The following is a 26,982-nucleotide window of genomic DNA, read 5'->3' as shown; positions in this document are numbered from 1 at the left end:
GTAACTCGTGTGTCCCCCCCACGCCCCCGCCCCGGATCCTCCCCGCCGCCCCCCGCCGTTGCTTACCGTTCGGGGCGACGGAGGAGCGGGACAGCCCTCGGGGCGCGCGCCCCGCGGGCTGACCCGGCGGAAGAGGGCGGGTGATCGGCGATGGCGGGGCTGCGTCTGGGGCCGCTGCTGAGATATGTGGACGGCTCGTCCGCGACCGTATGGGTCGAGGCGAGCCGTCCGTGCGCCGCCGAGGTGCGGTGCGCCGCCGGCGGCGGAGGTACGGCCCGCACCTTCCAGGTCTGCGGCCACCACTACGCGCTGATCCCGGTGACGGGCCTGACCCCGGGCACGGCGGCGGCGTACGAGGTGCTGCTCGACGGCACCCCGGTCTGGCCCCTGCCGGACTCGGCCTTCCCGCCCTCGGAGATCCGCACCCCGGCCGACGACAGTGACCCCGTGCGCGTGGCCTTCGGCTCCTGCCGCTGGGCCGCGCCGGCCACGGGCGAGCCCGACCGGGTGGGCCCCGACGCCCTGAACACCCTCGCCTCCCGGATCGCGACAGACCCGCGGGCCGAACGCCCCGACGTCCTTCTCCTCCTGGGCGACCAGGTGTACGCGGACGAGACCTCCGAGGCCACCCGCCGCTGGCTCGCCGCCCGCCGCGACCTGACCGATCCGCCGGGCGACCAGGTCGCGGACTACGAGGAGTACACCCACCTCTACTACGAGTCCTGGCTGGACCCCGAGATCCGCTGGCTGCGGGAGTCGGCATGACTGAGCTTGTCGCTGAGCATCAGCGCATTACCGACCGTGCGGAAACGCGCATCATCAACACTGCGCGCAACGATGCCGCCTACGCGCTGACCATGGTGAAGCGCCCGGAAGTCTCGGGTGAAGGAAGAAACCTTGCGCGCGGCCTGGACCAGCGCTGAGCATCAGAAACGCGGAAGCCCCGTTCATCTGCCCTGGGGAAGGGGCAGATGAACGGGGCTTGTTGGTGGTGCCTCAGTGGGGGTGCCCGGCGGGTTGCTCGTGCCTGTCTAGGTCTCCGCCCGGTTCGCCCTCACCGAAGTACGGTTCTTGCGCGGGCAGAAAGATTTCGACGCAGCACACTTCGCACCCAGCGCAGGAACCACCCTGGGGAATCGGACAGCTCATCAGTTCTGCTCAGCCTCCGCGCACGCAGGACAAGTCACGGCGCGAAGCCACTGATCAATGTCGCCGGTTACGCCACAGACGGGCTTTCCCTCGCTGAGCTTGTGAACGGTCAGCACATCGTCGCCGACCGTTCCCGTGAGCCGCTGGGCGGGGGCGAAGAGTTCTTGATCTCGCATCGTTACAGCCACTTTCCGGGCTCGAATCGGTACGACCGTGTGATGTGTTCCTGATACGCCAGGTGACCGGGGTTCGCCTTGAGGTGTTCCTCAGCCCATGCGCTGCCCTCTTCGGCCTTCTCGCTACCGTCGCTGCTCTCTCCGCACCCCTTGCATCGCAGAGCAAACAGGGTGGGTTCGGTGGCGTCGGGCTTCAGTGTGTGTTCCCTGAACCGGTAGATGGCGCGCGTCATGCCGTCCCCTTGCACAGCGAACACTGGAACGGACACGGGGGCAGCGACTGAGGCGGGAACGCGATGACCCCGGACGCCCGGTCGACTTTGCCGCCGAGTTCTGTCCACCAACCCGTTGGAGGGTCCACGTACAGCCCCGTGGAGTCATCGAGAAGACTGACCAACTGAGGCTGAGGTAAGGCGCTGGCCCGCTTCGCCGGGGCAGTCATGAGCGCACCTTGCGCGGACGGGTCTCAGCGGGACACTCCACGTGCCGATACCGAACGGCCGTGCCAACAGATACCCGGCGGCAAGGGTCAAGCCTCTTGATCCCCCTGTCACACTCCGGGCACTTCTCCCCCGGCGGCGCATAGGTCATGTACTCGCCCTGTCGAGCGTCTGTGCCTGCCCCTGTCTGGAGACTGCCGAGCGCGAGTCTGGTTGTATTGCGCATGCCGTCGAACCCCCTATCGGTTTGGTGGCCACGCCCCTGGATCACCCTGCATGCGGTCCGGGGGCTTTGTGTTGCGTCTGCCGACTCAACCGACTTGGCGTACTGGTAGGGCAGTTGACCAGCGTTGACTACCCTGGGCGTCAACAGTCAACGGGAGCGCACGCCATGGTCGACTTCGGGTCAGAGGTACGGACGGCACTCAAGGCACAGGGGAAGAGCCTCAGGGGTGCAGCCAGGGAGCTGCATTACGACGTCGCATATCTGAGCCGGGTACTGAACGGCAAACAGCCTCCTTCACCCGAACTGACCCAAGCCCTTAACGAATACCTCGGCCTATCGCTGACCGTAGAAGACAGCGGCTCTCATGCCGATGAGATGGACGCATGGGAACTCGCCCGGCGCGTACAGGCCAGCGACGTAGGAAACGCCACCCTTGAACGCATGGAGCGCGCCTTTGATGATCTGGCCATGGCGTACCCCAAGGCAAAATCGGAAGACTTGCTAAGGCACGTCCGGAAACACTCCGCCTACGTGGTCAAGCTCTTGGACGGTAAGAAGACGCTGTCTGAGCACCGACGCTTGTTGGTTATCGGTGGCTGGCTGTCTTTGCTCGGGGCCACCGCCCATATCGACCTGATGCAAGACGATGCCGCCACAGCGCGATTGGAGACAGCAGTAACGCTGGCAAGGGAATCAGGTCACCCCGAGATTGAAGCATGGTGCCACGAGACAGAGGCTTGGAGAGTTCTCACCGATGGTGATTATGACCGGGCCGTTGACCTCTCTCGTGCGGCTCAGAAAATAGCTCCGGCGGGCACCTCGGCCATGATTCAGGCGACAGCACAAGAAGGCAGAGCCAATGCGCGACTGGGTAACGGCGCCGAAACCTACTCGGCCATTGAGCGGGTACAGAAAATGGCATCAGCCATGGGAACTCCCGACAGCCCGGAACACCATTACAGGTACGACCCCGCGAAGGCGCTCTCTTATACGGCAACAACGCTCGCATGGCTCGGGGATACAGCCGCAGAGGCATACGCGAGGGAAGTAATCAAGCGTCTGGGCCCGAGCGAAGACCCTTCACAATGGCCTCGCCGGATAGCATCCGCCAACATTGACTTGGCTCTGGTATTGCTCAAAGAGAACCGGCTGGACGAAGCCTGTGATTCTGCCCAGAAAGCCATACTGTCGGGGAGAGTCGTCCCGTCGAATCACTGGCGAGCCCTGGAAGTCGTGAAGGCAGTTGAAGCCCGGCAACTCCCGGAAAGCGCAGACCTGCGAGAGGCGTATCAGACCCTGAAAGCTATTGAGCAGTAGGCCACCGAACGCGCCATACTCCGCGATCTGACACTCCATCAGAAATATTCCCTGAGTGCGTGCGCGTCATCCTGCCACGCTTGCAGGATGACGCGGACGTGCCCGAAGTAGCCGCGCCACTCACTGAGCACCAGGCAGCCTGAAACCCGCCCCGGTCCCCGTTCTCAGCCCCGCGCCCGAGGCCGTCGCATGAAGTACGCCGCTGCCGCGCCCGCGCCGAAGAGGGCGGCCAGGGAGACCGCCGTGGCGAGCCAGGTGGGGCCCAGCCAGTGGGCGCCGAGGTAGCCGAGGGCGACGCTGTACGCGGCCCAGGCCAGGCCCGCGAGGGCGGACCAGGGGAGGAAGTCGCGGGCCCGGTGGTGGGCGGCGCCGGCGCCGAGGGAGACGACGGAGCGGCCGGCGGGGGCGAAGCGGGCGATGACGACGAGGAGCCCGCCACCACGGGACAGGGCCGCGCCGAGACGTTCCTGCGCCGTCCTCAGACGCTGGGAGCGGGCGATCGCGCGGTCGAGGCGTGCGCTGCCGCGCCAGGCCAGCCGGTAGGCGACCAGATCACCGAGGACGGACGCGGTCGCCGCCGAGAGCATCAGCACCAGGACGTCGGGGACCTCGTGGGGCATGGCGCCCGCCGCCGTCTCGGCGGCAGCCGCGGTGGCCGCCGCGACGACCAGGACACCGCTCGGGAGCACCGGCAGGAACACGTCCAGGAGGATCGACGCGGCCACGACGGCGTAGATCCATGGGCCGACCGCCCACCAACCCAGACTCTCAAGCACCGAACACTCTCCTGTTGTCCCCCGGAGCCACGGCGACCCGTGACAGCCGAACAGCGTACGCCCCGGGTATGACAGAAGGCTCACAGGGGCTCATGTGTCCGACACACGCTGTTCATTCGGCGGCCGGGGAGCGCGCGCTCCTACGGAACGGCTGGGGCGAGGGCGGTACGGAAACCGGGCCGCCGGGGGCGCTGGTGTGCCCCCGACGGCCGTGGCGCGTCAGGCGGCGACCGGTTCCTTCTGCCTGGTCCTGTCGCCCGCCGTGGTCGTGCGCTTGGCGAACAGCCGGTCCAGGCCGAGCGCGCCGGAGCCGGTGAAGATCAGCAGGAACATGGCCCAGCAGTAGAGGGCCGCACCCTCGCCGCCGTTCTGGACCGGCCACAGCGCCTGCGGCTGGTGCACCTTGAAGTACGCGTACGCCATGGCGCCCGAGGCGATGAACGCCGCCGCGCGGGTGCCGAGGCCCAGCAGGACGAGGGCGCCGCCGACGAGTTCGATGACGGCCGCGTACCAGCCGGGCCAGGTGCCCGTGGCGACCGTCGCGCCCTGGCCGTCGACGCCGCCGAGCACGCCGAAGAGGCTGCGGGCGCCGTGGCAGGTGAAGAGCAGGCCGATGACGATGCGGAACAGCCCTAGGGCGTATGGCTGGGCGCTGTTCAGGCGTCCAATCATGCTGGAGGGACTCCTTCGGTATGAACCCGGTCCTTGTGGGGCCGGTGGGGACGGTTATTACCGTTGAGTCACCTAAGTTAGGCATAGCTAATTCATTGTTGCAAGTTCAACATCTGGCCAGCCCTTTGCTTGCCCTTGGTGCTCCCTTTTCCCTGTTGTCGCACGTAGAGCGGCTCTCGCCACCGCGTCCGCGTCCGAAAGAGTGACCGAATCCACCCCCGGACGCGCACCCGCCGCGGTCACCCAGTGGACCCCCTCGGTGGGCACCCCGAACGCGAACCGCCGTGCGTGTGCCACGCCTTGACGATCCATCAGATGGTAGGGACGTCCTGTTACGTCCAACCCGCCCGTCTCGTAACCGTCCACGACATGCGCTCGGCACTGCCCCGTCCGCAGCAGCCCGGCGAGGAGGTCGTCGTCCGTCGCGCGCAGATCCGGCTCCGGGAGGCGGGCCTCCACGAGCGTCGTCACCCGGACCGCCGAGCCCGGCACGTCCGGGGAGCACGCCGACCACGCCCCGTCCGCCGCGCGCACCTCCAGCCCGGGGCCCAGCACCGTGAGCACGCCCGCCTCGATCAGCGCGGCCATCTCCTCGATACGGCGCCGGGGCGGGCCGATGGACAGGAAGGCGTTGAGCGGTGTGTACCAGCGGTCCAGATGGTCCCGGCGGGACTCGCCGGTCAGCCCCCGGTGGTCCACGATCAGCCGCAGCTCATTGCGCAGGTCCCGCAGCACGTCGAGCGCCGCCTTCACCGGCCCGTCGACATTGCCGAGCCTCGCCCGCGCCGCGTCCTCGCGCAGATACGCCAGCAGCCAGCTCCGCCAGGCCGCAGGGTCCGCGAACTCCTCACCCGTATACGGCCGAGAGGTCCGCTCCCAACTCCAGCGCTCGGCCGCCGCGATGCCGAACTCGTCCAGTACGGCGGCCTCTTGGGGGCCGAGGTGGGGGGCGGCGAGGAACAGCTCACGGAAGAGGGGGCCCTCGCCTCCGGGCGCCCCCTCACCCCGGATCGCCGGCCCCTCCCGTCCTTCCTGTCCTCGCGTCCTCAACAGCCCCTCGTAGTAGACCGTCTCGACCTCCTTCGCCACCAACGGCCATATCTCCGCCAGGAAGTCGGGCGCCTCGCCGGAGTCCGCGCGTTTGCGGAAGGCGGCGATGGTCTCGGGGGTCAGGACGAGCGGGGTGTGACGGCCGTACGGGCCCTTGGCGTTGTCGCCGCGCGCCGAGTACGGGACGCCGCGCCGGGAACCGGCGTACAGGCGGGGCTCGCGGCCCGAGGGGAGGTAGCGCGGGCCGCCGTCGCCCTCCTCGTCGTATACGAAACGGCCGCCGCGTCCGGTCGTCAGCAGGGCCATGTGGTCGAAGAAGTTGAGGCCGAGGCCGCGCAGGAGGACCGGCTCGCCGGGGGCGATGGGGGAGAGGTCGAGGTCGGCCGGGTTGGCGGGCCGGAAGTGGCGCAGGCCGTGGTGGTCGGCGTACGCGGTGAGGTCGCGTTCCGCGCGGCCGGGGACCGTGGGGAGGTGGCCCTGGGCGAGGACCACCGCGGCGAGGCCGGTGAGGACACGGCCGTCGGCGAGGGTGAGCCGCTGGGTGCCGTCGGGCGCGTCGTCGAGGCGGACCGCGCGGGTGCGATGCGCCTCGATACGCAGACCGCCCGGCGCCCCGCGCACCACTTCGTCGAAGACCCACTCCAGGTAACGGCCGTACTGGGCACGGGTGGGGTAGTCGTCGGGGCCGAGGGCTGGGGAGGGGTCGGGCTCACCGGGCCCACCGCGCGCACCGGACTCCCCGAGCCCACCCGCCGTGGCCCACTCGTACAGGCTCGGCCCCGGGCGTATCGGGCCCGAGCAGTCCACCGTCTCGTCCGTGAACAGGGTGACCTGGGAGGCGACCGTGTTCATCAGGAGGTGGGGGGACTGAGCGGTGCGCCAGACCTGACCGGGGCCCGGTGGGGCGGGGTCGATGACATGGACCGTGAGACGGGTGCCGGGGCTGAGGAGTTCGGGGGCGGAGGCGCACAGGCGTTCAAGGACGCTGGTGCCGCGTGGGCCCGCGCCGACGAGGGCTATGCATGCTTCATCTACAGCGATCCCGGCGTCACTGGTCTCGGACAAAGGCGTAACTCCTGTGCGAGTGGGGCGCGGTGCGGCGAGACCCCCCGCGGGAAGCGGACGGTCCGCCTCATCATGCCGTCGCGCTTCAGGGAAGCGGAGCCCCGGGACGCTTCAGAGGCGCCGGGTGTGGGATGCCTCACGAGCAACACGGACATCACGGGTAACAACCGTAGGGAATGGGTCGATTAAGGGGTGAGTCGGGATTCCATGACCGTCTCCAGGCGCGCTCCGCCGCATATCCGGGTCCGGGGCGGGGCGGCGACGACTCGTGTGGAGTCGACCGCCTGCCCTCCCGGCTTCCTGCACGCAGCCTACGACCCGCCACCCCGGCGGAGCCGACCCTCCGCCGCCCAGCCCGGCCTACCCCTGGCGCTCGCGTGACCGCCAGAGGTCGCGGAGCAGTGCGATCTCCGCCATGTGGTGGATGAATTCGAGGTTGGAGCCCCACACCACGTCGATGAAGCGTTCGTCGGGGTTGGAGCCGTAGGGGTACTGGGAGAAGCCGACCGTGTCGAGTTGTTCGGAGGTCACGCGGCCGACGCTGTCGCGCCAGCGGTCGATGGACGGCCAGAACCGGTCGAGGGCGAGGGCGGCGTCGGGGGTGAAGTCGACCATCTGGTGGGGGTCCCGGCGCCGTTCGCCGAAGGTCCACTCCCACTCGCCGTCGAAGCAGTAGTGCAGATGCCCCAACCGCCAGGCGATCGTGGTGACATGGGTGACATCGGGCTCGGGCGGGCCGGTGTGGTCCAGGACCTCCCGGACCCGCTCGACGCCGACACTCCAGTCCTCGGCGACCTTCTCGACGGACATCCCGTCGGCGACCTGCCGGGCGACCTCGGCGTACTCCCCCGCCGGAATGTCCGGGGCGCCCCGATCGAGCACCCACTCCCCCGGCCCGAACGCCCTCGGCGTGGTCGCCTCGCCCCGCCGCCGGATGGACCAGCAGTCGGCCACCGGCTCCCAGAGGTACTCCTCGTCGACGAGCCCCGTCAGCCGTACCTGCGCCCTCTCCCGGGCACAGTCGAACTGGTCGAGCAACAAGCGCAGACGTTCGTCCCGTACGCCTTCGGTCCCCATGCCCCGCTCCCCTCGCGGTCACACTCCCGACCCCATCCAGCCGGAGGCTAACGACCCACCCCCATCAACCGCGACGGGTTTTCCCGCCCTGCTGCCCGCCGCCCCACTGCCCCGCCGCTCGCGGCCCCACGACCTCGCCGCCCCACCGTCTCGCGGCCCACGGCCCCGCAGTCCTGCCGCCCCGCCGCCTCTCTGCCCCGCCGCCCCACTGCACCACTGTCCTGCCGCCCCGCCGCCCCACTGCCCCGCTGCCTCCCAGCCCCGCGACCTCGCCGCCCTGCCGCCTCGCGGCCCCACGGCCCCGCAGTCCGGCCGCCTCACGGCCCCACTGCCCGGTGTCCTGCCGCCCCGCCGCCCCACTGCCCCGCCGCTCGCCGCCCCACGACCTCGCCGCCCTGCCGTCTCGCAGCCCCGCGACCCCGCCGCCCCACTGCCTCACTGCCCCGCCGCCCTGCCGTCTCACGGCCCCACGACCCCGCAGTCCGGCCCGCCCCACTGCACCGCTGCCCCCGTCTCGCTGCCCCACAGCCCGCCGGCCCGCAGCCTCACTGCCCTACTGCCCCGCCCTCTCCGATCCCGCCGATCCGATCGATCCCGCCAATCCGATCGATCCCGCCAATCCGATCGATCCCGCCAATCCGATCGATCCCGCCAATCCGGCCGATCCCGCCAATCCGGCCGATCCCGCCAATCCGGCCGATCCCGCCAATCCGATCGATCCCGCCGATCCGATCGATCCCGCCGATCCCGCCGATCCGGCCAATCCACCAACACACCCCACGTCAGCCTCGAAAGACATGGCGTCCCCCCAAGTACACCCGCTGGTACGCCCGCCGCCGTCGTCCCATACTGGCCGCCATGGCCACCTACGACTCGCTCGGTGTGACGTATGCCCGAACGCGACGGCCCGATCCTCGGATCGCCGCGCAGATCCACTCGGCGCTCGGGGGCGTCAGTGAGGTGGTCAACGTCGGGGCGGGCGCGGGTTCTTACGAGACGTCGCGGACGGTGGTCGCGGTCGAGCCCAGTCAGGTCATGGTCGCCCAGCGCCCGCCGGGGTCGGCGCCGGCCGTGCGGGCGGTGGCGGAGCGGCTGCCGTTGGGCGACGGCACCGCCGACGCGGCGATGGCCCTGCTCACCGTCCACCACTGGACCGACCTGGCGGCCGGAATCGCCGAGCTGCGCAGGGTGGCCCGGCGCCGGGTCGTCGTCCTGACCTGGGACCAGCGGATCTTCCGTGACCGCTTCTGGCTCGTCCGGGACTACCTCCCGCAGGCGGCGGCGTTCGACGACACCCGGGCCGTCCCGACCGAGCGGCTGGCGGAGCTGCTGGGCGGGGCCCGCCAGGAGGTGGTCCGGGTCCCCCACGACTGCGTGGACGGCTTCGCCGCCGCGTACTGGCGGCGCCCCGACGCCTATCTCGACCCCGGAGTACGCGCCGGGATCTCCCTCCTGGCCCAGCCCGACGAGGCCACGATCGCCCCCGGTCTGGCACGGCTGGCCGAGGACCTGGCCACCGGCCGCTGGCACACCCGCTACGCCGACCTGCTCACCCTCGACACCGTCGACGTCGGCTACCGCCTGCTCGTCGCCGACCTCTGAGGCCCCCTGAGACGATCCGGTACGACTGTCCGGTTCGGCTATCCGGCGCGGCGATACGGCTATCCGGCGCGACGAGGGGCGGCGCCCCGGATCTCCAGGCCGGACAACAGCTCGGCCGTCGCCTCGGCGATCACGTCCACCGCGTGGTCGAAGACCTCACGGTTGTGCGCGGCGGGGGCACGGAAGCCGGACACCTTGCGGACGTACTGGAGCGCGGCGGCCCGGATCTCGTCCTCGGTGGCCTCCTCGGGGAGAACGGGCGGGCGGAGGGTCTTGATGCTGCGGCACATGGGTCAAGTGTCCCTCGCCCGCGACCACAGGCGTGGGGCCCCGCGCACCCACCAGCAGCCAGTCCCGGCCCCCAAGGCTTTGCTTGGGTATCCGCAAGTTCCCCCGAGGATTGACTCCGCTCTCCCCGGCTTGTGATCATCATCGAGGCCCGGCCGGACCACAGAACCGAACCACAGAACCGACCCACCCATCGCATGACGTGACGGAAACGAGGGGACCATGGCGAACGAGCGGCTGACGGTGGCGGTGCTGGGACCGGGGGGTGTCGGCGGGCTCCTGGCGGCCCTGCTGGCCCGTACCGGCCACCGGGTGATCTGTGTGGCCGGCGAGGAGACGGCCGAGGCCCTGGCCAGGGGCGGCATCCGGGTGCGCAGCTCCCGCTTCGGCGACTTCACCGCCCCCGTGGAGACCGCCACCGAGCTGCGCGAACCGGTCGACGCGGCCCTGATCGCGGTCAAGCACACGACCCTCGCCCCGGCCCTGGACCGCCTCCCCGCGAAGTCCCTCGCGTCGGCGGCCGACACCCTGGTCGTACCGTTCCTGAACGGCGTCGAACACCCGGCGGCCCTGCGCGCCCACTACGGCGAGAGCGCGCACATCGCCCCGGCCACCATCCGCGTCGAGTCCACCCGGGTCGCACCGGGCGTGATCGAACACGGCAGCCCCTTCGCGGAGGTCGACCTCACCGGCGACACCGCCCCGCTCGAACGCCTCAACTCCCTTGCCGGAGCCCTGGAATGGTCCGGAGTCACGACGCGTGTCCTCGCGGACGAGACGGCGGTGCTGTGGACGAAGCTGGTGTTCCTGGCACCGTTCGCCCTGCTGACGACGCGCCACGGGCTGACACTGGGAGAGGTCCGCATCCGGCACCGCGAGGAGTTGACGGCCCTGGTCGAGGAGATGTCGGCGGTGAGCGCGGCGGTCGGCGCCCCCGTCGACCCGGCCGAGTCCCTGCGCCGCTACGACGCCTTCCCGCCCGCCACCAAGTCCTCCATGCAACGCGACGCCGAGGCCGCCCGCCCCCTCGAACTCGACGCCATCGGCGGGGCGTTGCTCCGCGCCGCCGACCGCCACGACGTCCCCGTACCGGTGGCGAAGCAGGTCATCGAGGCCCTACGGGCGGTCGGCCACTGAGGTCACTGCCCTGCGGGCCGCGCCCAGCGAGACGCCCCACCCCGGCATCGGTCACCTCGGCCCCCGCTGCCCGCACCGCACCCCCGCCCGTACCGCGTGCCGGGCGACCGTGTCGGCGAAGGCGCGGGCCGGGGGCGACAGGGCGTCCCAGCGGCGTACGGCCCAACCGACCGTGAGCGGTGGCAGATCGGGGATCGGGACGAAGCGGAGGCCGGGGTGGCCGGGGCCGGTCCAGCCGGGGAGGGCGGGGACGACGGCGTGGCCGACCCCGAGTTCGGCGAGCAGGATCGCGGTGTCCCAGTCGGCCACCCCGGCGCCGGAGGGGCTGACGGTGATGCCCAACTCCCGGTAGGCGGCGTCGAGATGAGCGTACGAGGTGGAGTTCCTCGGCAGCCCGATCAGCCGCATGCCGTCCAGCTCCCCGCCGGGGACGAACTCCCGCCCGCCGAGCGCGTCGTCGGCGCGTACGGCGAGCACCCACGGCAGCTCCACCACGGCCCGCTGTTCGATGCCACGGACGGCGGGCCCGAGGGTCACCCACGACAGGTCGAGGTCGCGCACGGGCTCGCCCAGCGCCTCCACGCACCCGGCACTCGACCGGGCCGTCTGGAACTCCAGCGCGACCTCCGGGTACGACCGCCGGAAGTCGACGATCCCCCGCGTCATGAAGTGCCGCACGGTCGTACCGCCGGTGACGATCCGTACGACGCCGCCGTCGCCGCGCACCATCTCGGCGAGCCGGCGCAGCGCGAGGTCGAGTCCGGTGATCCCCTCGGCCGCCGCCTCCTGGAGGACCCGCCCGGCCCGGGTCGGCACGACCCCTCGGGCCTGCCGCTCCACCAGCCCGACCCCGACCTCCCGCTCCAGCCGCCGCACATGCTGACTCACCGCCGACTGGGTACAGCCCAACTCCCGGGCCACGGCACTGAGACTCCCGGCCCGGCACACGGCGACAAAGACACGCAGATCGTCGAGGGTCATTGAAGCACGATAGCCCCGACCACCAAGCTTTCCCTTGGGGGAGGATCGGCCTTGGGGGCTTGGGGGCCTACCCCAGCCGGAGCCTCCGGGCCTGCCCCCCGGCCGGAGCCGCCCGGCTCAGTGGCCGGCGCCCGCCCCGCGTTCCTTGCGGATCTCGTCGACCACGCGCGCGACGGTCCTGCGCACGCCCTCCGTCTCCTTCAGGAAGTGCCAGTAGTCGGGGTGGCGGCCCTCCAGCGTGGCGACCGCGCGGTCGAGTCGGGCGACCGAGTCGTCCAGGGGGCGGGCATGGCGGGGGTCGGGGGTGGAGCGGCCGGCCATGGCGAGGCGCTGGGCGTCGCGGATGGCGAAACGGGTGCGGTCGATCTCCTGCTGGGGGTCCTTCTGGACGGCGTTCAGCATCCGCAGCCGCTCACCGGCCGCCGAGACCGCCTCGTCCGTGCCGTTCAGCAGGGCCCGTACGGTCGACAGCAGTGAGGTGGCGTCCGGCCAGCGCTGGGCGTCCCGCGCGGCCCGGGCCTCGCGCAGCTTCGCCTGGGCCTGCTCGACGTTCTTCGCGGCCTGGTCCGGCACCTGCTGGAGGTCCTGCCAGCAGGCCGCCACGAACCGCCGCCGCAGTTCGCTGAGCACCTGCGGCACCTGCCCGGCCCGGGTGCTCAGCGCCTCCGCGCGCGTACGCAGCGACACCAGCCGGTGGTCGATCTCGGCCGCCCGCTCCGGCAGCCGCTCGGCCTCGGCCCGTACGGTCTCCGCCTCCCGTACGACCCGGTCGGCGCGCTCCAGTGTCTCCCGTACGCCGTGCTGCCCGGCCCCTTGGTTGAGCTTGGTCAGCTCGGGGGCGAGGGCGGCGAGGCGGGCGGCGAGGTCGTCGGCCCTCAGCCCCGAACCCCGTACGGAGTCGAGGGCGTTGGAGGCGGCGAGCAGGCCCTGGCGGGCGCGCTCCACGGCCGGGGCGAGCCGGGCGAGTTGGGTCTCGGCGGTACCGAGGAGCGGGCCGAGTCCGGCCGCGAAACGGTCCAACTCCTGTTTGACCCGGCCCAGTTCGTCCTTCGCGGCGGTCAACTCGGTGCGGGCGCGCGAGGCCGCCGACGCCTCCAGATCGTCCCGGTCGAGATCGTGTGCGTCGACGGCGTTGATGTACTGGTGGCTGACCTCGTCGATGCGCCGGCCCAGCGCCTCGAAGGCGGCGACCGCCTGCCGGGCCGCCGGGGAGTCGTCGACCGCCGTGATCGTCTCTATCGAGATCCGCAGATCCCGCTGGGCGGTGTCCAGCTCGTAGAACGCGGCGGCGGCCGCGTCCTTCGCCGCCTGGGCCTCGGCCCGCTGGCTCTCCGCCCGCCCCCCGAACCAGCGCCGCGTCCCGCCGCCGGCGAAGGCCGAGGGCAGGGCGAGACCGAGCAGGAGGGGGAGGCCGACGAGAAGGGTGAGCGCGTCCCGGGCGGCGGAGGCGCGCCCCGGCCCGGGAGCGGATGGGTCTCGCCCGGGGGCGGATGGGTGCGGCCCGGGAGCGGATGGATGCGGTGCACGGCTGTGGGGTTGTCGTGCGCTCGGCACAAACGGCGTGTACGGCCCTGAAGGTGTCGCCGTCACATCCCTCTCCCGTGCTGTCATCCGCCCAGACCGGTTGCCATTCTCCCACCGCTCAAGGACGAAAACACGGCTCGTTCGGTTCGGCCTTTCCCAAGAGCGCTCAGCCCGCGTTCCGTACGGTCACCGAACCGTCCCTGGTGTGGGCGGTCACCACATGCGCGCTGTCCTCGTCCCGGGAGACGGACACCTCCACGGAACCGTCGTCACTGCCGGTCTCCACCCGGTACGACTCCTCGCGCGGCAGCCCGATGCTGATGGACCCGTCGTCGCTGCGGGACTCCACCAGGTCCGGTACGACACCGAGTTCGAGTTTGACCGAGCCGTCCTTCGTGCTCGTTTTGACGCTGCGCGACTCGACCCCGAGCGCCCGTACCGAGCCGTCGTCGGTGTGCAGCTCCAGCGGCCCGCTGGAGTCGCTGACCCGTACGGCACCGTCACCTGTTCGAATCGTCAGCGCCTCCGCGAAGCCCTTGGCCGTGACGCCGCCGTCGCCGTCCTCCACGGTGACGGCGATCCCGCGCGGCACCTCGATGCGGTGCTTGGCCGCGCAGTCGGCCACGATCCCGGAGCACTTCAGCCGCAGCTTCAGCCGGTCGTCCTTCATCTCCCAGGTCACCCGGGGTTCCCCGCCGACCACGACCCGCCCCTCGAACCACCGGGTCACCTTCACCTCGTCCCCGTCGGTGTCCGCCGCGACCAGTTCCAGCGCCGAGTCGTCCGAGTCGACGGTGAGCGTACGGCCCTCCAGGGCGAAGGCGCGGTGCTCGGGGGCGGCGTCGTCGTCCGCGTCCGCGCCGCAGGCGGCGACGGAGCCGATGAGGGCGACCGCGAGCGCGGCGAGGGCGAGGCGCCGGGCATGTGCGTTGCGTACGGTGGTTGCCATGAGGTGCTCCCCCTGAGCCGGTCTTCCGACGGTTTCCGATGTGCTTCGACCGTAGGGAGAGGGCGCGTCGAGGGGGATCGGGGCCGCTCCCGGATCTGAGGTGGGGATAACCCCCTGTCCGGGCGGGATACGGGTTTGCGGGGCACTCCCTTCGGCAATGTAGGCTGTCGACTCGTACTCGGGTGCGTAGCTCAGGGGTAGAGCGCCTGCCTTACAAGCAGGATGTCGGCGGTTCGAAACCGTCCGCGCCCACCAGGTGAACAGAGGACCCCGGCCGATCAGGCCGGGGTCCTCGTCGTCGTGCGGGTGATGCCGTCGTCCGGTGGGTCAGGGGCTCTCCTCCGGTGCTGTCGCCGGCGCGTGCTTCAGCCGGGTGCGGGCCTCCACCCTCTCCTCCGTGGCGACCTCCGCCCAGAAACGGTGGCAGCTGACGAAGACCGCCAGCTCCCGTTCGCGCTCGCGGAGCTTCTCCACCTCGGCCTGCTCGTCGGGCGTCCAGCCCGGGGAGGCGGGGCGCTCGATCTTGCGCCAGCCGTTGTCGTCACTGAAACCGTCCAGGGGCTCGACCGACCAGGGAAGCCGCTTCAGCAGGGCCAGGAGCTCGGCCCGGACCTGATGCAGCTCCTCCTGACCGGCGAGGAGGTCACTGGGGAAGTCATAGGTCTTAGCCACGCGCTAATGCTACGCCTGTTCGATTTTGGGATGCGAGTTTCTTCGGTCACTTCACGGGGAAGTCGCCGTGCCCGCACGCCTCGACCGGCCGTACGGGCGTTTCGCCGTGTCCTACTGTGCTCCGCATGACCCATACCGAGATCGAGATCACCGCGGACCTGGTCCGGGATCTGCTGCGCGACCAGCACCCGGACCTGGCCGGTCTCCCGGTGCGGCTCGGCGCGTGCGGCTGGGACAACCAGCTGTGGCGGATCGGCGACGACCTCGCCGTCCGGATGCCCTGGGCGACGCCGTCGTCTGACGCGCTACTGCGCAAGGAGCACGCCTGGCTTCCCGCCCTCGCCCCGCGCCTCCCCCTGCCGGTCCCCGTGCCGCAGCGCCTCGGCGAGCCCTCCGAGCGGTTCCCCCGGCCCTGGATCGTCACCACCTGGGTGCCGGGAACGCCCGCCGACCGCGCCCCCGCCACACGCGTCGCGGAGTCGGCCGACACCTTGGCCGCCTTCCTGACCGCTCTGCACCGGCCCGCCCCCGAAGGGGCGCCGACCGGCCGCGACGACCGTGGCGGGCCGCTGGCCGACCACGCCGAAGGGGTCGCCCGGGGGTTGGCGTCGGCCGCCGAACAGGGGCTGATCCCCGACCCGGACGCCGTCCGCGCCATCTGGGAGGACGCCCTCGCCGCGCCCGTGTGGACCGGGCCGGCGCTGTGGCTGCACGGCGATCTGCATCCGGCCAACGTCCTCACCGAGGACGGCACCTTCTGCGGGGTGATCGACTTCGGTGAGCTCTGCGCGGGCGATCCGGCCTGCGATCTCGCCGCCGCGTGGAACCTGCTGCCGGACGGCGCCGCCGACCGCTTCCACTCCGCGTACGAGCGAGCCCTGGACCCGGCGACCCTGCGCCGCGCCCGTGGCTGGGCGGTGATGAGGGCCCTCGGCGGCATCTTCATCGCGGACGCCGGCGTCCGCGGCCTCCCCGGCGGAAAACCCACCTGGGGCCCGCCCGCCCACGCCGCTCTGAAACGTCTGATCGCGACGGCGGGTTGAGCCCGCGCGGCAGCCGGACGACCGAGGACGCGGGGCGGCGCGGGAAGAAGCCGGTGGGACGTCAGCCCGCAGGGACGCCGCGAGAAGAAGCCGGTAGGACGTCAGCCCGCAGGGACGCCGCCAGAAGAAGCCGGTAGGACGTCAGCCCGCGGGGACGCCGCCAGAAGAAGCCGGTAGGACGTCAGCCCGCAGGGACGCCGCCCGCCCCGCCTCCCCGCTTGCCCCCCGCCGCCCCCCGGGCGGATGCTGAAGGGGTACGCAGGCCTCCGTACTGTCCTGTCCGAGGAGGCGGGTATGGCCACGCATACTTCCCATTCGGTGCGGTCGAAGGGGCGGCACGCCGGTTCCCGGCGGCGGATCAGACTCGACGAGCATCTCCCCGTCGACCACCGCCTCAACACGGTCTACCGAGTGGGGGCGGGCCTCATGGGGGCCTTCCTCGTCGTCTTCGGCATCCTGGGGCTCATCGACCAGGTCGGCTGGTTCGACACCCACGGCGACCAGGTCGCGGGGCTCAACACGAACGGCACGCTGAGTGTGCTGTCCATCTGCGTCGGCGCGCTGCTCCTCGTCGGCATGGTGATAGGCGGCAACTTCGCCTCCACGCTGAACATGACCTTCGGCGTCCTGTTCATCCTCAGCGGCTTCTTCAACATGGCCCTGCTGGACACCGACTCCAACTTCCTGGCGTTCCGCATCCAGAACGTCCTGTTCAGCTTTGTCGTCGGCATCCTGCTGATGACCTTCGGCATGTACGGCAGAGTCGGCACGGCCCTGCCGCACGACAACCCGTACTGGCGTGCCCGCCACCCCGAGGAGGCGGAGCGGGAGACGCGGCGCAAGGCGGCGGTGGGGTCGGCGAAGCTGAAAAGGGCCGACGCCCTCCCCGAGAAGTCGCAAGGAGAGGACGCCGGCTGAGGCACACCGCGCTCGGGCCGAGGCACACCGCGCCCGGCGGGGCCGTCGATCAGGTGCGGTACGCGTAGTAGCTCGCCGAGGGGTACGAGGCGATGATGCTCGCCACCGAGCGGCGGTAGGTGTCCGCGTCGTGGTACGTGAGGTACGGGACGCCGCTGGAGCTGCGGTAGGTCGTCATCATGGAGTGGTCCTTGGACCCGTCCCCGTTGAAGTCGACCTGCAGCACGTCACCGATGTCCATCTGGTAGACGTTCGCGAGCGGCGTGGTCCGCTTGGCGGTCTGGGTGAACCAGGACCACTCGTTGACGCCGATCCAGGCGTCGGCCGTACCGTTCGAGGCGTAGTACCAGGTGTCGTACTCCTCGGGCGTGACCGTGGAGATCTGCTGCCAGCCGCCCGCCAGGAGGCCCTGGCTGAGGTAGTTGGTGCAGTCGCCGCCGAGCGAGTTGTACTTGCGGTACGCCGGGTTGTAGTTCTTCCAGTACTTCTCGGTGTACGTCGCCATCGCCCGGTAGTCGTACTTGCCGCCGGTGAGCGTCTTCGGCGCGGCGGGGGCGGGGCGGGTGGTGGCGGCCTTGGGGGCGTTGTGGATGGCCATCGGCGAGACGGACAGCTTGGTGTCCGCCGTGGCCACGGGCTCGTTGATGCGGGCGCCGCCGTCGGTGGAGCGCATCGCGGTCAGCTGCCAGGTGCCGTTCGCCTGGGCGGTGAAGGTCAGTACGTGGTGCGCGTCGAAGCCCGTGGAGGCGGGTTCGTCGCCGCGTATCTTCTTGTACTTCAGGGTCGTGGTCTCGGTGACCTTGACCGTGGCCTTCTTGCCCTTGACCGTGACACCGTCGACGACTGCCCTGGTGTCGGCGGAGGTGTAGGCCTCACCCAGCGACGCCAGGCGGGACCTGGTGCCCTTCAGGGCGGAGAGCTTGCCGTCCTCGGCCTTCTTCTGGGCGGCGGAGAGCTTGACACCGCCGGTGGGCTTCAGCGACTTGCGGGCCGCCTTGCTGCCCAGCAGTACGGCGGTGCGGTCGGTGAGCACGTTGTCGGCGACCCGGCCGAAGGCGTCCTTGGTGGCCTTGGTGACCTTGGGGGTGGCGGCGGCGTGCGCGGTGGTGACGGGCAGCAGTGCGACGGCCAGCGCGGCGGCCGCGACGGTCGAGCCTCCGAGGCTCAACGTCCTTGATCTCACAGGGATTCTCCTTGGTCCCGGGGTGGTCGTACCCGGGCTTGACCCCGGGGTTTCGCGCCCGGGGAGCGCATCTTTACATGACCTCCTCAAGCGGAGGTAGGTCACAGGGAATAACAAGTCAGCGACTGGGCAGACTAATTGACCACTGTCGACCAGTCCGGCGACTGACCGGGGTCGAGGGCGCGCAGGTTCGCCAGGGTCTCGGGCTTCTGTACGTCCATCCAGTCGGCGAGTTCGTCGAAGGACACGCACTTCACGTCCTTCTTGGTGCACACGTTCTTGATCACTTCGTCGACGGCGTTCATGTAGATGCCGCCGTTCCACTGCTCGAAGTGGTTGCCGATGAACATGGGCGCCCGGCTGCCGTAGTAGACGCGGTTGAAGCCCGCCATATAGGCGTCGACGGTCTCCTGCTGCCAAGTCGGGTACATGGCCGGATCACCCTCGGTCTCGCCGTCCGACTGGTTGTAGAGGAAGTTGAAGTCCATCGACAGGGCCTGGTACTCGTCGTCGTACGGCAGCATCTGCAGCGGGAAGTCCCACAGGCCCTCCTTCTTGGTGGGCCACACCTGGTAGGCGCCCGGGGAGCTGGCGTCGTAGCGGTAGCCGTACTCCTTGGCGGCCTTCAGCAGGGTCTTCTGGCCCTCCAGGCAGGGGGCGCGGCCGCCCTTGATCGCCTCGACGTCGAAGGGCAGCGGGTCCAGGTCGGTGAAGCCGGTGTTGGTCTTCCAGTTCTCCAGGAAGGAGTTGAACTCCTCGATCTCCTGCTTCCACTCGGCGGTGCTCCAGTCCCCGCCGCCCTTCTTGCCGCAGAAGTGGCCGTTGAAGTGGGTGCCGATCTCGTTGCCCTCCTTCCATGCCTTGCCGAGTTCTTCGAGGGTGGTGCGTATGTGTTCGTCGGTGGGGTAGCTGATCGCCGCGTCGCCCTTGTCGTGCTGCGGCGGGTCGTAGACGTCCCGCTTGCTCTGGGGCAGCAGATAGATGCCGGTGAGGAAGAACGTCATATGGGCGTCGTACTTCTTCGCCATCTGCCGGTAGTGCTCGAAGAGGTTGTCGTCGCCCGCGAGCGCGCCGTCCCAGGAGAAGACGACGAACTGCGGTGGCTTCTGACCCGGCTTGAGCGGCTCGGCCTTGAGGCGGCCCTTCTGCGGGCCGGTGTAGGAGGTCGAGCCGTCCCCGATGACCTTCGTCTTCCCGTCCCACTCGGGCTCGGCGGAGGCCTTGGTGGAGTCCTTGCCGTTCCCGCCGGACGACGACGCGGTCGGCGCGGTGCTCGCCGAACGGTTGAGCACCATGTAGCCGCCGACGAGGGAGGCGACGACGAGGAGCGCGGCCACGGTCAGGAACTGCGGCCGTGTGGTGCGGCGGGGCGGGCGGGCCTTGCGGCGGCGGCCCTTGGACGACTTGCCAGGGTTCATGTACGGCTCATTCTGCGAGGGTGGGGGGTGCGGGTGCGGGTGGTCATCGGTGGTCAGCCGATGTCCGTCGCACGGGACCAGATGTCGTACGGGACGCCGGAGTCGGGTGTTCCGGCGATCCCGTCGAGCGGCAGCGGTTCCAGGCTCTTCGTCAGGTCGATGCGGTAGACGACGACCGCGGTCGACACGTCCTTCGCGGTCCCGACGTACCAGGCGGCCGTGTCGTTCTGGGTGGTCCCGCCCTTGCCGGCCACCTCGAAGGAGGCGGCGCCGGGTGCGGTGGGGTGGGCGGTGCGGTAGGCGTCCGTGAGCGCCGAGGTGACCTCGGCGGCCACGTCGGCGCCCACGGCCCGCTGGGGCTTGGGGGTGTTCAGGGCGACCTTGCGGCCGTTGTGGGTGAGCTTCGCGACGGAGTACGGCTCGGTGTGCCGGCCCTCGGCGGCGAAGGTGCTGTAGCCGCTGGCCATGCGGATCGCGCTGGGGGTGGCGTTGCCGACGGACAGCGCGGGCACCATCGCGCCGAAGCTGGACGGCAGCAGTCCGGACGCCTCGGCGGTCTTGCGCACCGTGTCCAGGCCGGCGTCCATACCGAGCTGCATGAACGGTGTGTTCACCGAGTTGGCGAGGGCGTCGTGCAGGGTGATCTGTCCCCAGGACTTCTTGTCGTCGTTGTGGGCGAAGACCTTGTCGCCGTCGCGGTCCCAGTAGGGCCCCTCGGGTGTGGTCACCGGGACGGCGTCGTCGCCGTCGTAGACCGTCTGCGGGGTGACAGGTGTAGCCTCGCCGCCACGCTCCTTGACGACGCCGTGTTCGAGGGCCGCCGCGTACACGAACGGCAGGAAGGCGGAGCCGGAGGGGACGGTGGTCGCGTTCGACTCGTTGTAGCCCTGTCTACGGTGGTCGGGGCCGCCGTAGACGGCGAGGATACGGCCCTTGGCGTCGACCGAGGAGGCCCCGAAGTGGGCGGCCTCGGCCTTCTTCGGGGAGTCCTTCCCGACCTTGGCCCGCGCCTTGGTGACGGCCTCGGTCAGCTCGTCCTGCCGCTCGCGGTCGAAGGTCGTGTAGATCTGGTAGCCGCCCATGTCGAACTCCTGGTCGGAGATACCGGCGGCCTTCTTGGCGTACTGGGCGGCCAGTTCGACGAGATAGTCGGTCTGCTTGCCGGTGTCGAAGCTGGTGCCCTGGTTGAGCGGCTCGGGGAACGTGTTGTACGCGGCGCGCTCGGACGGGGACAGCTTCCCGAGGGACACCATGCGGTCGAGAATCCACGCCCACCGCTCCTCGGCCCGCTCGCGGTTGGCCTTGCTCAGGGCGGGGTCGTACAGGCCGGCGCCCTTGAGGAGCGAGGCGAGGAAGGCGGCCTCGCCGACGTTCAGCTCACTGACGTCCTTGCCGTAGTACGCCTGGGCGGCCCGCTGGATGCCGTACGTACCGCGGCCGAACCAGCTGGTGTTGAGGTACGCCTCCAGGATCTTGTCCTTGCTCATCTTGTTGTCGAGCTTGAGCGCGATCATCGCCTCGTCGAACTTGCGGCCGAGCGAGCGGTCCTGGGAGAGGTAGACGTTCTTGACGTACTGCTGGGTGATGGTCGAGCCGCCCTGGGTGTCGCCCTCGCCGACGGTGCGCACCAGGGCGCGGGTGATACCGCTGACGGAGATACCGGGGTCGGAGTAGAAGCTCGCGTTCTCCGCCGCGAGGACCGCCCAGCGCACATCCTCGGGGACGTCCTTGAGCGGCATGGCCTGCCGCCGTACCCAGCCGGTACGGGCCATGGGGGTGCCGTCGGACCAGAAGTACACGTTGTCCTGCTGGGTGGCGAAGGTGTTGAGGTCCTCCGGTATGTCCGTGGTGGCGTAGGCGACGGTCAGGAACGTCAGGCTGAACCCGAAGGCCGCGCCCACCGCGCCCAGCGACTGCCGCCAGGACGGCACCCAGCGCCGCCAGCCGACCCGGCCCGGCCTCGGGTACCGGGGACGCGCCTTGCGCAGATACGGGGCGAAGGGGGCGAGCCGCGCGGCGAGGACGGCGAGGAATCTGGCGCGAACAGACGGCCTGGCCGCCTTGCGTCTGCCCCGTTTTCCTGTTTTCTCCGACTCCTGCCGCGGCTCCTTCGAGGTGTCGAGGGTGCTCGAGTCCAGCACCCGCAACTGCATGGTCTCGTCGGCGGGAGGAAGGGCGGGGACCTTCAACCGCATGGTCTCGTCCGCCGGCGGAACGGGGGGAGCCTTCAACTCCATGGTGAACTCGGACGCGGGAAGCGCCTCCCGACGCCCTCGCGCCACCCCTTGCGGACGCCGCGCGTCACCCTTCTTCCCGTCGGACCCGACCGGGTTCTTCCCCCCGGACCCGACCGGGCTGTTCCCCTCAGCCCCGGTCAGGTCCCCCTGGCTACCCATGGCGGACCCCGGCACCCGGGAAGCCCGACCGATGTGCGGCAACGATTCTGCGGTGCGCGGCAACCCTTTGCTCGCGCACGGCGACCATTCGACCGGGACACCTGGCTCCCGATCGTTCAAGGACAGCGGTCAAGACCGTCCCCCTCCCCACTTGGCATCGCCCGCGTGGACAGTCACCGCCGCCACACCCGCGGCAGTGAGCCCCCTGTTCCCCCGGCCTTTCGGCCTCCACACAGCGACCACAAATTATCAGTCACTTTCACAACTGTTCCGGTCGGCAGCGTGAAAATTTGGCCAGAGTGTTCGACCGCTCGAAAGCGGAACTCTCCTCTCCGCGCGGCCCCCGGTTAGCCTGTGCGTATGCCTCGCTACGAGTACCGCTGCCGGAGCTGCGGCGACACCTTCGAACTGAGCCGTCCGATGGCCGAGTCGTCCGCCCCCGCGGACTGCCCGTCGGGCCACTCGGACACGGTCAAACTCCTGTCGACGGTCGCCGTGGGCGGCTCGGCCACCGCCCCGGCCCCCACGCCCCGGGCGGGCGGCGGCGGTGGCGGATGCTGCGGCGGCGGCTGCTGCGGTTGATCGACACATCTTGATCAACGGCTGAGGGCCGTTGGCCGTTCACCCCACGCCGGCGGTCCCCTCACCCCTGTCCCCAAGGACGTTCATCGTTCCCTCAGGCTCTCTTCGTTCCCTCAGCCTCTCTTCAGGTTCGCTCGCCTAGCGTGCCCGCATGACAGCCATGCAAGCGGAGTCCATGGCCGGCGCCCCCTTGTGGATCATCGGCCTGATGGACCTCCTGGGCGCCCCCGGCGCGGGCCTGGCCGTGGCCCTGGAGAACCTCTTCCCCCCGATCCCCAGCGAGGTCATCCTCCCCCTGGCCGGCTTCGCCGCGAGCACCGGCCAACTGAACCTCTACGCGGCCCTCCTGTGGACCACGGCAGGCTCCGTCATCGGCGCCCTCGCCCTCTACGGCGTGGGCGCCCTCCTCGGCCGTGACCGCACGGTGGCGATCGCGGCCAGGCTCCCGCTCGTCAAGGTCTCGGACATCGAGAAGACGGAGGCCTGGTTCCTCCGCCACGGCACCAAGGCGATCTTCTTCGGCCGCATGATCCCGGTCTTCCGCAGCCTGGTCTCGATCCCGGCAGGCGTAGAACGTATGCCACTCCCGACGTTCACCCTGCTGACCACCCTGGGCAGCGCGATCTGGAACACGATCTTCGTGGTGTCCGGCTATGTATTGGGCGCCAACTGGACAGAGGTCACGAGCATCGTCTCGACGTACTCGAAGGTGGTGTTGGGGGCGGCGGGCGTCGCCGTACTGGCGTTTGCGGTGCTGCGACTGCTGCGGACGGGGTCAGGCAATCGCCGCCGCCCCGCACCAGCTCGCCCTGAAGGGGCGCGGGGCAGTGACATATGCGGCTCCGCCGCGCGGGCGCGACCAGCCACAACGGACCCGCAGCCCGAAATGCACAACTAGCCCCGAGCTCTCAGCGTCAATCCCCCTCACCCCTGCCGAGACGCCCTCAAGAACTCCCGCAAAATCCTCTCCCCCGCCAAAACCCCCCGCTCAGGCAGAGCGGTAACCGTCCCCCCGCCCCACCCCACATCCGCCAACTCCCCATGCCCGGGCCGCCAGGCCCGATCCACCGCGAGCAACAGATCCGCGTCCAGCAGCGAATCCCCCGCCCCCAGCGTCAACCCCGCCCCGGTCCTCCGCGCGACCTCGCGCACCGCCGCACTCTTGGTCAGAGGCTTCGGCACCGCGTACACCTTCCGCCCCTGAAGCGAAACGGTCCACCCCCGCGCCTCGGCCCACACCCCGAGTTCCTTCACCCAGTCCTCGGGCAGCGACTCCCGCTCCACGACGAGATAGACGAACAGCTCCTCGGCGACGCGATGCTTGCGCACCCACACCGGATCGGCGGTGGCCTCCAAGTGCGCCCGCACCTCCGCCAACGGCACACACTCATCGGCGAGCCGAGCGGTCACCCTCTCGTGCCACTCGGCATCGGTGACCCCGTCCACCAGCAGATGCCCCCCGTTGGCACAGATGGCGTACTTGGGCGCGGGCCCCGGCAGATTGATCCGCTGGTACTGCTTGCGCGTCCGCGTGGTCGTCGGCACGAACACGGTCGCGTCCCCCAGCTCGGTCAGCAACCGCGCGGCCGTCTCGGTCATATAGGACAGCGGCTTGCTCTCGTGCACCTCGACCGTCAGCAGCCGGGGCGCCCGGGCGTCCGGCATGGTGAGAGCCAGCGCGGCGGACGAGTAGATGAGCGTACGGTCGAGATCGCTGGCGACGAGTACCTGAGGCCCGGACATCAGACGGCCACCGCCTTGCCGTCGGCGCCGGTCGCCCCGCGCGTGTACTTGGGGTGGATCAACCCCACACAGGTGTACGGCAGTTCCGCCACCTCTTCCACCGGTACCCCCCTCTGTTCGGCCAGCAGACGCACATGGTCGAGGTCCGCACCGGCCCCGGCCCGCGCGAGGATCTTCCACGGCACCCGGCGCAGCAGCACCCGCGTGGTCTCACCCACACCCGGCTTGACCAGGTTCACATCGTGAATCCCGTACTCCTCGCTGATCCGCTCGACGGCCGCCCACCCTTCCCAGGTCGGCGTCCGATCGGCGGCCAGCAATTCCTTCGTACGGGAGTCCACGGTCTCCACGACATCCCCGAACCGCGCGGAAATGACGTCAAGGAAGTCCACGGACACATCGACGCCCGCCAACTCCCGATAGAACTTGGCGCCGTGATAATCATTCGGCCCCACGAGATCGGACCGCAACACCGTCCGTGAAATCAGCCCGGAAACCGTCGAGTTCAGACAGGCGGACGGAATGAGAAAGTCATCACGGGTCCCGTACGTCCGCACACACGACCCCGGGTCGGCGAGTACGGCGATCTCGGGGTCGAAGCCGGTGATCCCGTCGGACTCCTCGAACTCCAGCAGGGCGGCGGCGAGTTCACGCGTGATCGCCCCCTTGCCGGTCCACCCGTCCACGAAGACGATGTCGGCCGGGTCGTGATGCGCCGCCAGCCACCGCAGCGCGTTGGCGTCGATGCCCCGTCCCCGCACGATGGACACGGCGTAGTGCGGCACCTCGATCCCGTGCCGGTGCAGCGCCCACCGCCGCATCAGCACACCCACGGGCGTCCCCGCGCGGGCCAGCGACACGATCACGGGCCGGGCCGTCCGCTCGGCGAGCACGGTCTCGGTCACGACCCCGACGGCGACGGCGATCCGCTCGGCGGATATCTCCAACGCGCCGCGGAACAGCTCCTGATACTGCTCACTCGGCTGATATTCGACGGGCAGCGACTCCGCGTAATGCGCCCCACCGCTCTGAATGGCCTCCTCCCGTTCCTCGGTGGGAGCCTCCAGCGTCACGGCCGACACATCCTGCAGCAGCCACCCCACTTCGTCCGGTGCGTAGGAGGAGAACTCAGGACCACGGAGAGGCTCAGGGAGCATCGAGTACCTTTCGGCGACATTCGCATTCATAAACAAAAGATCTTGCTGATTCGTGAACCGACCGTTTCCTTCCGCCGCGACGGCGCCCGTCCCAAGCGGCGCGTCCCGGCCGTGCCGAACCGGCGGGACGTACGACGGCACCACGGCGAGCAGCACACTCGGCGTATGGGCGGCGAGCACGGCCGCCAGCCCGTCCCCGGCATGCAACTCGGCGCTGTCCCCGACCGAGTCGACGACCGCCACGACCGCGTCGAACCCAGCCCCGGCAACGTTGTACGCGTACCGCTCCCCCGGCCCGTCCGCGGGCCCGTCGTGCGCGGGGAACACGATCCGGCTCCGTATCGCGTAACCGGGGTCGTCCACAGCGAGCACAGGCGACCGCGTGGTGGTGGAGAACCGTATCTCCACTCCGTCCACCAGCCGCTCCAGCTCTTCCGCCAACCGCAGCGGCGCGTACATCAGCTCTTCGAAGCCCAGCACCAGCACCCGTCGGGCCCCCACCGGCAACGCCTCGGCGATCCGCGCCGCCATCCCAGGCAGCGCGGCCTCCAACCGCTCCCGATGCGCCGGGGTGAACCCATGCCGCCCGCCATCGGGCACCCCGACGGGCCACCCCAACTCGACCCGGGCGACCCGGCCCTCCTGAACCGCAGCCGCAGCGGCGGCACCCTCGTACTCCGCGACGAGCGCCTGCCCCTTCTCCAGCACCCCCTCCGGCAGCCGCACATTCCCCTTCGCCGCGGTCACGAGATCCACCCGCGCCCCGATCTCCTCGGCGAACTCGTCGAGCCGCCCCTGATCGGCGGCGGAGCGCATGTCGACCAGCGCCACCACCACATACCGCCCGCGCGGATACCGCTCGTGCAGCGCGCGGATGGTGTTGAGGACGGTGTTCCCGGTGGAGAACTCGTCGTCGACGAGCACCAGCGGCCCCCGCCCCGCGAGCAGCGAGGGGTCCTCCGGCAGCAGCAGATGCGAGGTCGCGTGGGAGTGGGACTCCTCGAAGCCGCCGGCCGGGTCGACGCCGGCGACGGGCCGCCGGGTGGAGTGGAGGTAGGGCGCGTCGCCCACCCCGTCGGCGACGGAGTGTCCGAGTCCGGTGGCGGTCTCGGCGTACCCGAGGACCACGGCGTTCCGTGCCCCGTCGGCCCCCAGCAGCTCCCGTACGCGCCGCCCGAGCGCGACCCCGGCCCCGTACACGACGGCCGGTGACCGCGGCACATGTTTGCCGAGGACATGGGAGACGAGCAGATGGGCCCGCTTGGGGTTGCGCCGCAGGGCCAGTCCCAGCAGCCCCTTCAGCCCCTCGTCACCCACCAGCTCGACCCCGAGCCGCTCGGCGACCCAGGTGCCGGACCAGACCGTGTCGTTCACTGCGTTGTTCATCGATTCCTGATCTCAGTCGGGCGTTCCAGGGCATCCCAGCCGGGCGGTCCGGGGC

At 70.3% G+C, this 26,982-nt stretch carries 23 protein-coding genes, 1 tRNA gene and 1 pseudogene; 10 read left to right on the top strand and 15 right to left on the bottom strand.

Annotated elements, in window-relative coordinates:
- Positions 1-150 precede the first annotated feature (150 nt).
- A pseudogene (locus tag ACWD4G_RS29225) lies at positions 151-750 on the top strand (DUF7800 domain-containing protein); the annotation flags it as partial.
- A gap of 11 nt (positions 751-761) precedes the next feature.
- A complete protein-coding gene (locus ACWD4G_RS29220; protein ID WP_451298563.1) occupies positions 762-923 on the top strand; it encodes a hypothetical protein in 162 nt (53 codons plus the stop codon).
- A 404-nt stretch (positions 924-1,327) separates the two neighbouring features.
- On the opposite strand, the gene ACWD4G_RS29215 is transcribed toward ACWD4G_RS29220, so the two are convergent.
- Complete coding sequence (locus ACWD4G_RS29215) at positions 1,328-1,558, bottom strand: DUF7848 domain-containing protein (RefSeq protein WP_451298561.1); 231 nt, start codon at positions 1,556-1,558, stop codon at positions 1,328-1,330.
- 598 nt (positions 1,559-2,156) lie between these two features.
- Between ACWD4G_RS29215 and ACWD4G_RS29210 the strand changes: the two genes are divergently transcribed.
- Positions 2,157-3,308: a helix-turn-helix domain-containing protein gene (locus ACWD4G_RS29210; RefSeq protein ID WP_451298559.1), complete on the top strand. Its 1,152-nt coding sequence runs from the start codon at positions 2,157-2,159 to the stop codon at positions 3,306-3,308.
- A gap of 164 nt (positions 3,309-3,472) precedes the next feature.
- On the opposite strand, the gene ACWD4G_RS29205 is transcribed toward ACWD4G_RS29210, so the two are convergent.
- The 4 genes from ACWD4G_RS29205 to ACWD4G_RS29190 all read right to left on the bottom strand — a co-directional run bounded on the left by ACWD4G_RS29205 (position 3,473) and on the right by ACWD4G_RS29190 (position 7,948).
- Positions 3,473-4,084: a DedA family protein gene (locus ACWD4G_RS29205; RefSeq protein WP_451298557.1), complete on the bottom strand. Its 612-nt coding sequence runs from the start codon at positions 4,082-4,084 to the stop codon at positions 3,473-3,475.
- Positions 4,085-4,303: 219 nt separating this feature from the next.
- Positions 4,304-4,756: a DoxX family protein gene (locus ACWD4G_RS29200; RefSeq protein ID WP_451298555.1), complete on the bottom strand. Its 453-nt coding sequence runs from the start codon at positions 4,754-4,756 to the stop codon at positions 4,304-4,306.
- A gap of 87 nt (positions 4,757-4,843) precedes the next feature.
- The gene (locus ACWD4G_RS29195) at positions 4,844-6,871 is read right to left on the bottom strand and encodes an FAD/NAD(P)-binding protein (RefSeq protein WP_451298553.1); all 2,028 of its coding nucleotides are present in this window, start codon (positions 6,869-6,871) and stop codon (positions 4,844-4,846) included.
- A gap of 360 nt (positions 6,872-7,231) precedes the next feature.
- Entirely contained in the window at positions 7,232-7,948 is a 717-nt protein-coding gene (locus ACWD4G_RS29190; protein ID WP_451298551.1) for a DinB family protein, read from the bottom strand.
- An 858-nt stretch (positions 7,949-8,806) separates the two neighbouring features.
- On the opposite strand from ACWD4G_RS29190, the gene ACWD4G_RS29185 reads away from it, so the two are divergent.
- A complete protein-coding gene (locus ACWD4G_RS29185; protein ID WP_451298549.1) occupies positions 8,807-9,550 on the top strand; it encodes a methyltransferase domain-containing protein in 744 nt (247 codons plus the stop codon).
- A 59-nt stretch (positions 9,551-9,609) separates the two neighbouring features.
- Here ACWD4G_RS29185 and ACWD4G_RS29180 read toward each other — a convergent pair whose 3' ends face one another.
- A complete protein-coding gene (locus tag ACWD4G_RS29180) occupies positions 9,610-9,840 on the bottom strand; it encodes a DUF2277 domain-containing protein (protein ID WP_451298547.1) in 231 nt (76 codons plus the stop codon).
- Positions 9,841-10,060: 220 nt separating this feature from the next.
- On the opposite strand from ACWD4G_RS29180, the gene ACWD4G_RS29175 reads away from it, so the two are divergent.
- On the top strand, positions 10,061-10,975 hold the full coding sequence (locus ACWD4G_RS29175; RefSeq protein ID WP_451298545.1) for a ketopantoate reductase family protein: 915 nt from the start codon (positions 10,061-10,063) through the stop codon (positions 10,973-10,975).
- Positions 10,976-11,026: 51 nt separating this feature from the next.
- On the opposite strand, the gene ACWD4G_RS29170 is transcribed toward ACWD4G_RS29175, so the two are convergent.
- From ACWD4G_RS29170 to ACWD4G_RS29160, 3 genes are all read right to left on the bottom strand, one after another.
- On the bottom strand, positions 11,027-11,956 hold the full coding sequence (locus ACWD4G_RS29170) for a LysR family transcriptional regulator (RefSeq protein ID WP_451298543.1): 930 nt from the start codon (positions 11,954-11,956) through the stop codon (positions 11,027-11,029).
- Positions 11,957-12,073: 117 nt separating this feature from the next.
- Complete coding sequence (locus tag ACWD4G_RS29165) at positions 12,074-13,567, bottom strand: hypothetical protein (RefSeq protein ID WP_451298541.1); 1,494 nt, start codon at positions 13,565-13,567, stop codon at positions 12,074-12,076.
- A 79-nt stretch (positions 13,568-13,646) separates the two neighbouring features.
- Positions 13,647-14,429, bottom strand: a complete 783-nt coding sequence (locus ACWD4G_RS29160; protein ID WP_451298539.1) for a DUF4097 family beta strand repeat-containing protein — start codon at positions 14,427-14,429, stop codon at positions 13,647-13,649.
- 180 nt (positions 14,430-14,609) lie between these two features.
- Between ACWD4G_RS29160 and ACWD4G_RS29155 the strand changes: the two genes are divergently transcribed.
- A tRNA-Val gene (locus ACWD4G_RS29155) sits at positions 14,610-14,684 on the top strand.
- Positions 14,685-14,756: 72 nt separating this feature from the next.
- On the opposite strand, the gene ACWD4G_RS29150 is transcribed toward ACWD4G_RS29155, so the two are convergent.
- Positions 14,757-15,101, bottom strand: a complete 345-nt coding sequence (locus tag ACWD4G_RS29150; RefSeq protein WP_451298537.1) for a hypothetical protein — start codon at positions 15,099-15,101, stop codon at positions 14,757-14,759.
- Between the two features lie 125 nt (positions 15,102-15,226).
- Here ACWD4G_RS29150 and ACWD4G_RS29145 point away from each other — a divergent pair, with 125 nt between their 5' ends.
- Both ACWD4G_RS29145 and ACWD4G_RS29140 read left to right on the top strand, forming a co-directional pair.
- Positions 15,227-16,144, top strand: coding sequence for an aminoglycoside phosphotransferase family protein (locus tag ACWD4G_RS29145; RefSeq protein WP_451298535.1), 918 nt, complete (start codon positions 15,227-15,229; stop codon positions 16,142-16,144).
- 294 nt (positions 16,145-16,438) lie between these two features.
- The gene (locus ACWD4G_RS29140; RefSeq protein ID WP_451298533.1) at positions 16,439-17,062 is read left to right on the top strand and encodes a DUF4383 domain-containing protein; all 624 of its coding nucleotides are present in this window, start codon (positions 16,439-16,441) and stop codon (positions 17,060-17,062) included.
- 49 nt (positions 17,063-17,111) lie between these two features.
- On the opposite strand, the gene ACWD4G_RS29135 is transcribed toward ACWD4G_RS29140, so the two are convergent.
- From ACWD4G_RS29135 to ACWD4G_RS29125, 3 genes are all read right to left on the bottom strand, one after another.
- The gene (locus ACWD4G_RS29135; RefSeq protein WP_451298531.1) at positions 17,112-18,245 is read right to left on the bottom strand and encodes an amidase domain-containing protein; all 1,134 of its coding nucleotides are present in this window, start codon (positions 18,243-18,245) and stop codon (positions 17,112-17,114) included.
- Positions 18,246-18,379: 134 nt separating this feature from the next.
- The gene (locus ACWD4G_RS29130) at positions 18,380-19,663 is read right to left on the bottom strand and encodes a hypothetical protein (RefSeq protein ID WP_451298529.1); all 1,284 of its coding nucleotides are present in this window, start codon (positions 19,661-19,663) and stop codon (positions 18,380-18,382) included.
- A 53-nt stretch (positions 19,664-19,716) separates the two neighbouring features.
- On the bottom strand, positions 19,717-21,900 hold the full coding sequence (locus tag ACWD4G_RS29125; protein WP_451298527.1) for a transglycosylase domain-containing protein: 2,184 nt from the start codon (positions 21,898-21,900) through the stop codon (positions 19,717-19,719).
- Between the two features lie 519 nt (positions 21,901-22,419).
- Here ACWD4G_RS29125 and ACWD4G_RS29120 point away from each other — a divergent pair.
- Both ACWD4G_RS29120 and ACWD4G_RS29115 read left to right on the top strand, forming a co-directional pair.
- Positions 22,420-22,641 (top strand): FmdB family zinc ribbon protein, encoded by a 222-nt coding sequence (locus tag ACWD4G_RS29120; RefSeq protein ID WP_451298525.1) that lies wholly within the window; start codon positions 22,420-22,422, stop codon positions 22,639-22,641.
- Between the two features lie 160 nt (positions 22,642-22,801).
- Positions 22,802-23,539 (top strand): DedA family protein, encoded by a 738-nt coding sequence (locus ACWD4G_RS29115; protein ID WP_451298662.1) that lies wholly within the window; start codon positions 22,802-22,804, stop codon positions 23,537-23,539.
- A 26-nt stretch (positions 23,540-23,565) separates the two neighbouring features.
- Here ACWD4G_RS29115 and ACWD4G_RS29110 read toward each other — a convergent pair whose 3' ends face one another.
- Entirely contained in the window at positions 23,566-24,384 is an 819-nt protein-coding gene (locus ACWD4G_RS29110) for an HAD family hydrolase (protein ID WP_451298523.1), read from the bottom strand.
- Positions 24,384-26,927, bottom strand: coding sequence for a phosphoribosyltransferase (locus ACWD4G_RS29105; protein ID WP_451298521.1), 2,544 nt, complete (start codon positions 26,925-26,927; stop codon positions 24,384-24,386). The genes ACWD4G_RS29110 and ACWD4G_RS29105 overlap by 1 nt, the downstream gene beginning before the upstream one ends.
- Positions 26,928-26,982: the final 55 nt, after the last annotated feature.

It is taken from the genome of Streptomyces sp. NPDC002643 (assembly GCF_053592555.1).
The sequence above is the reverse complement of the archived record's forward strand: the minus strand, read 5'-3'. Positions and strand labels throughout refer to the sequence as shown.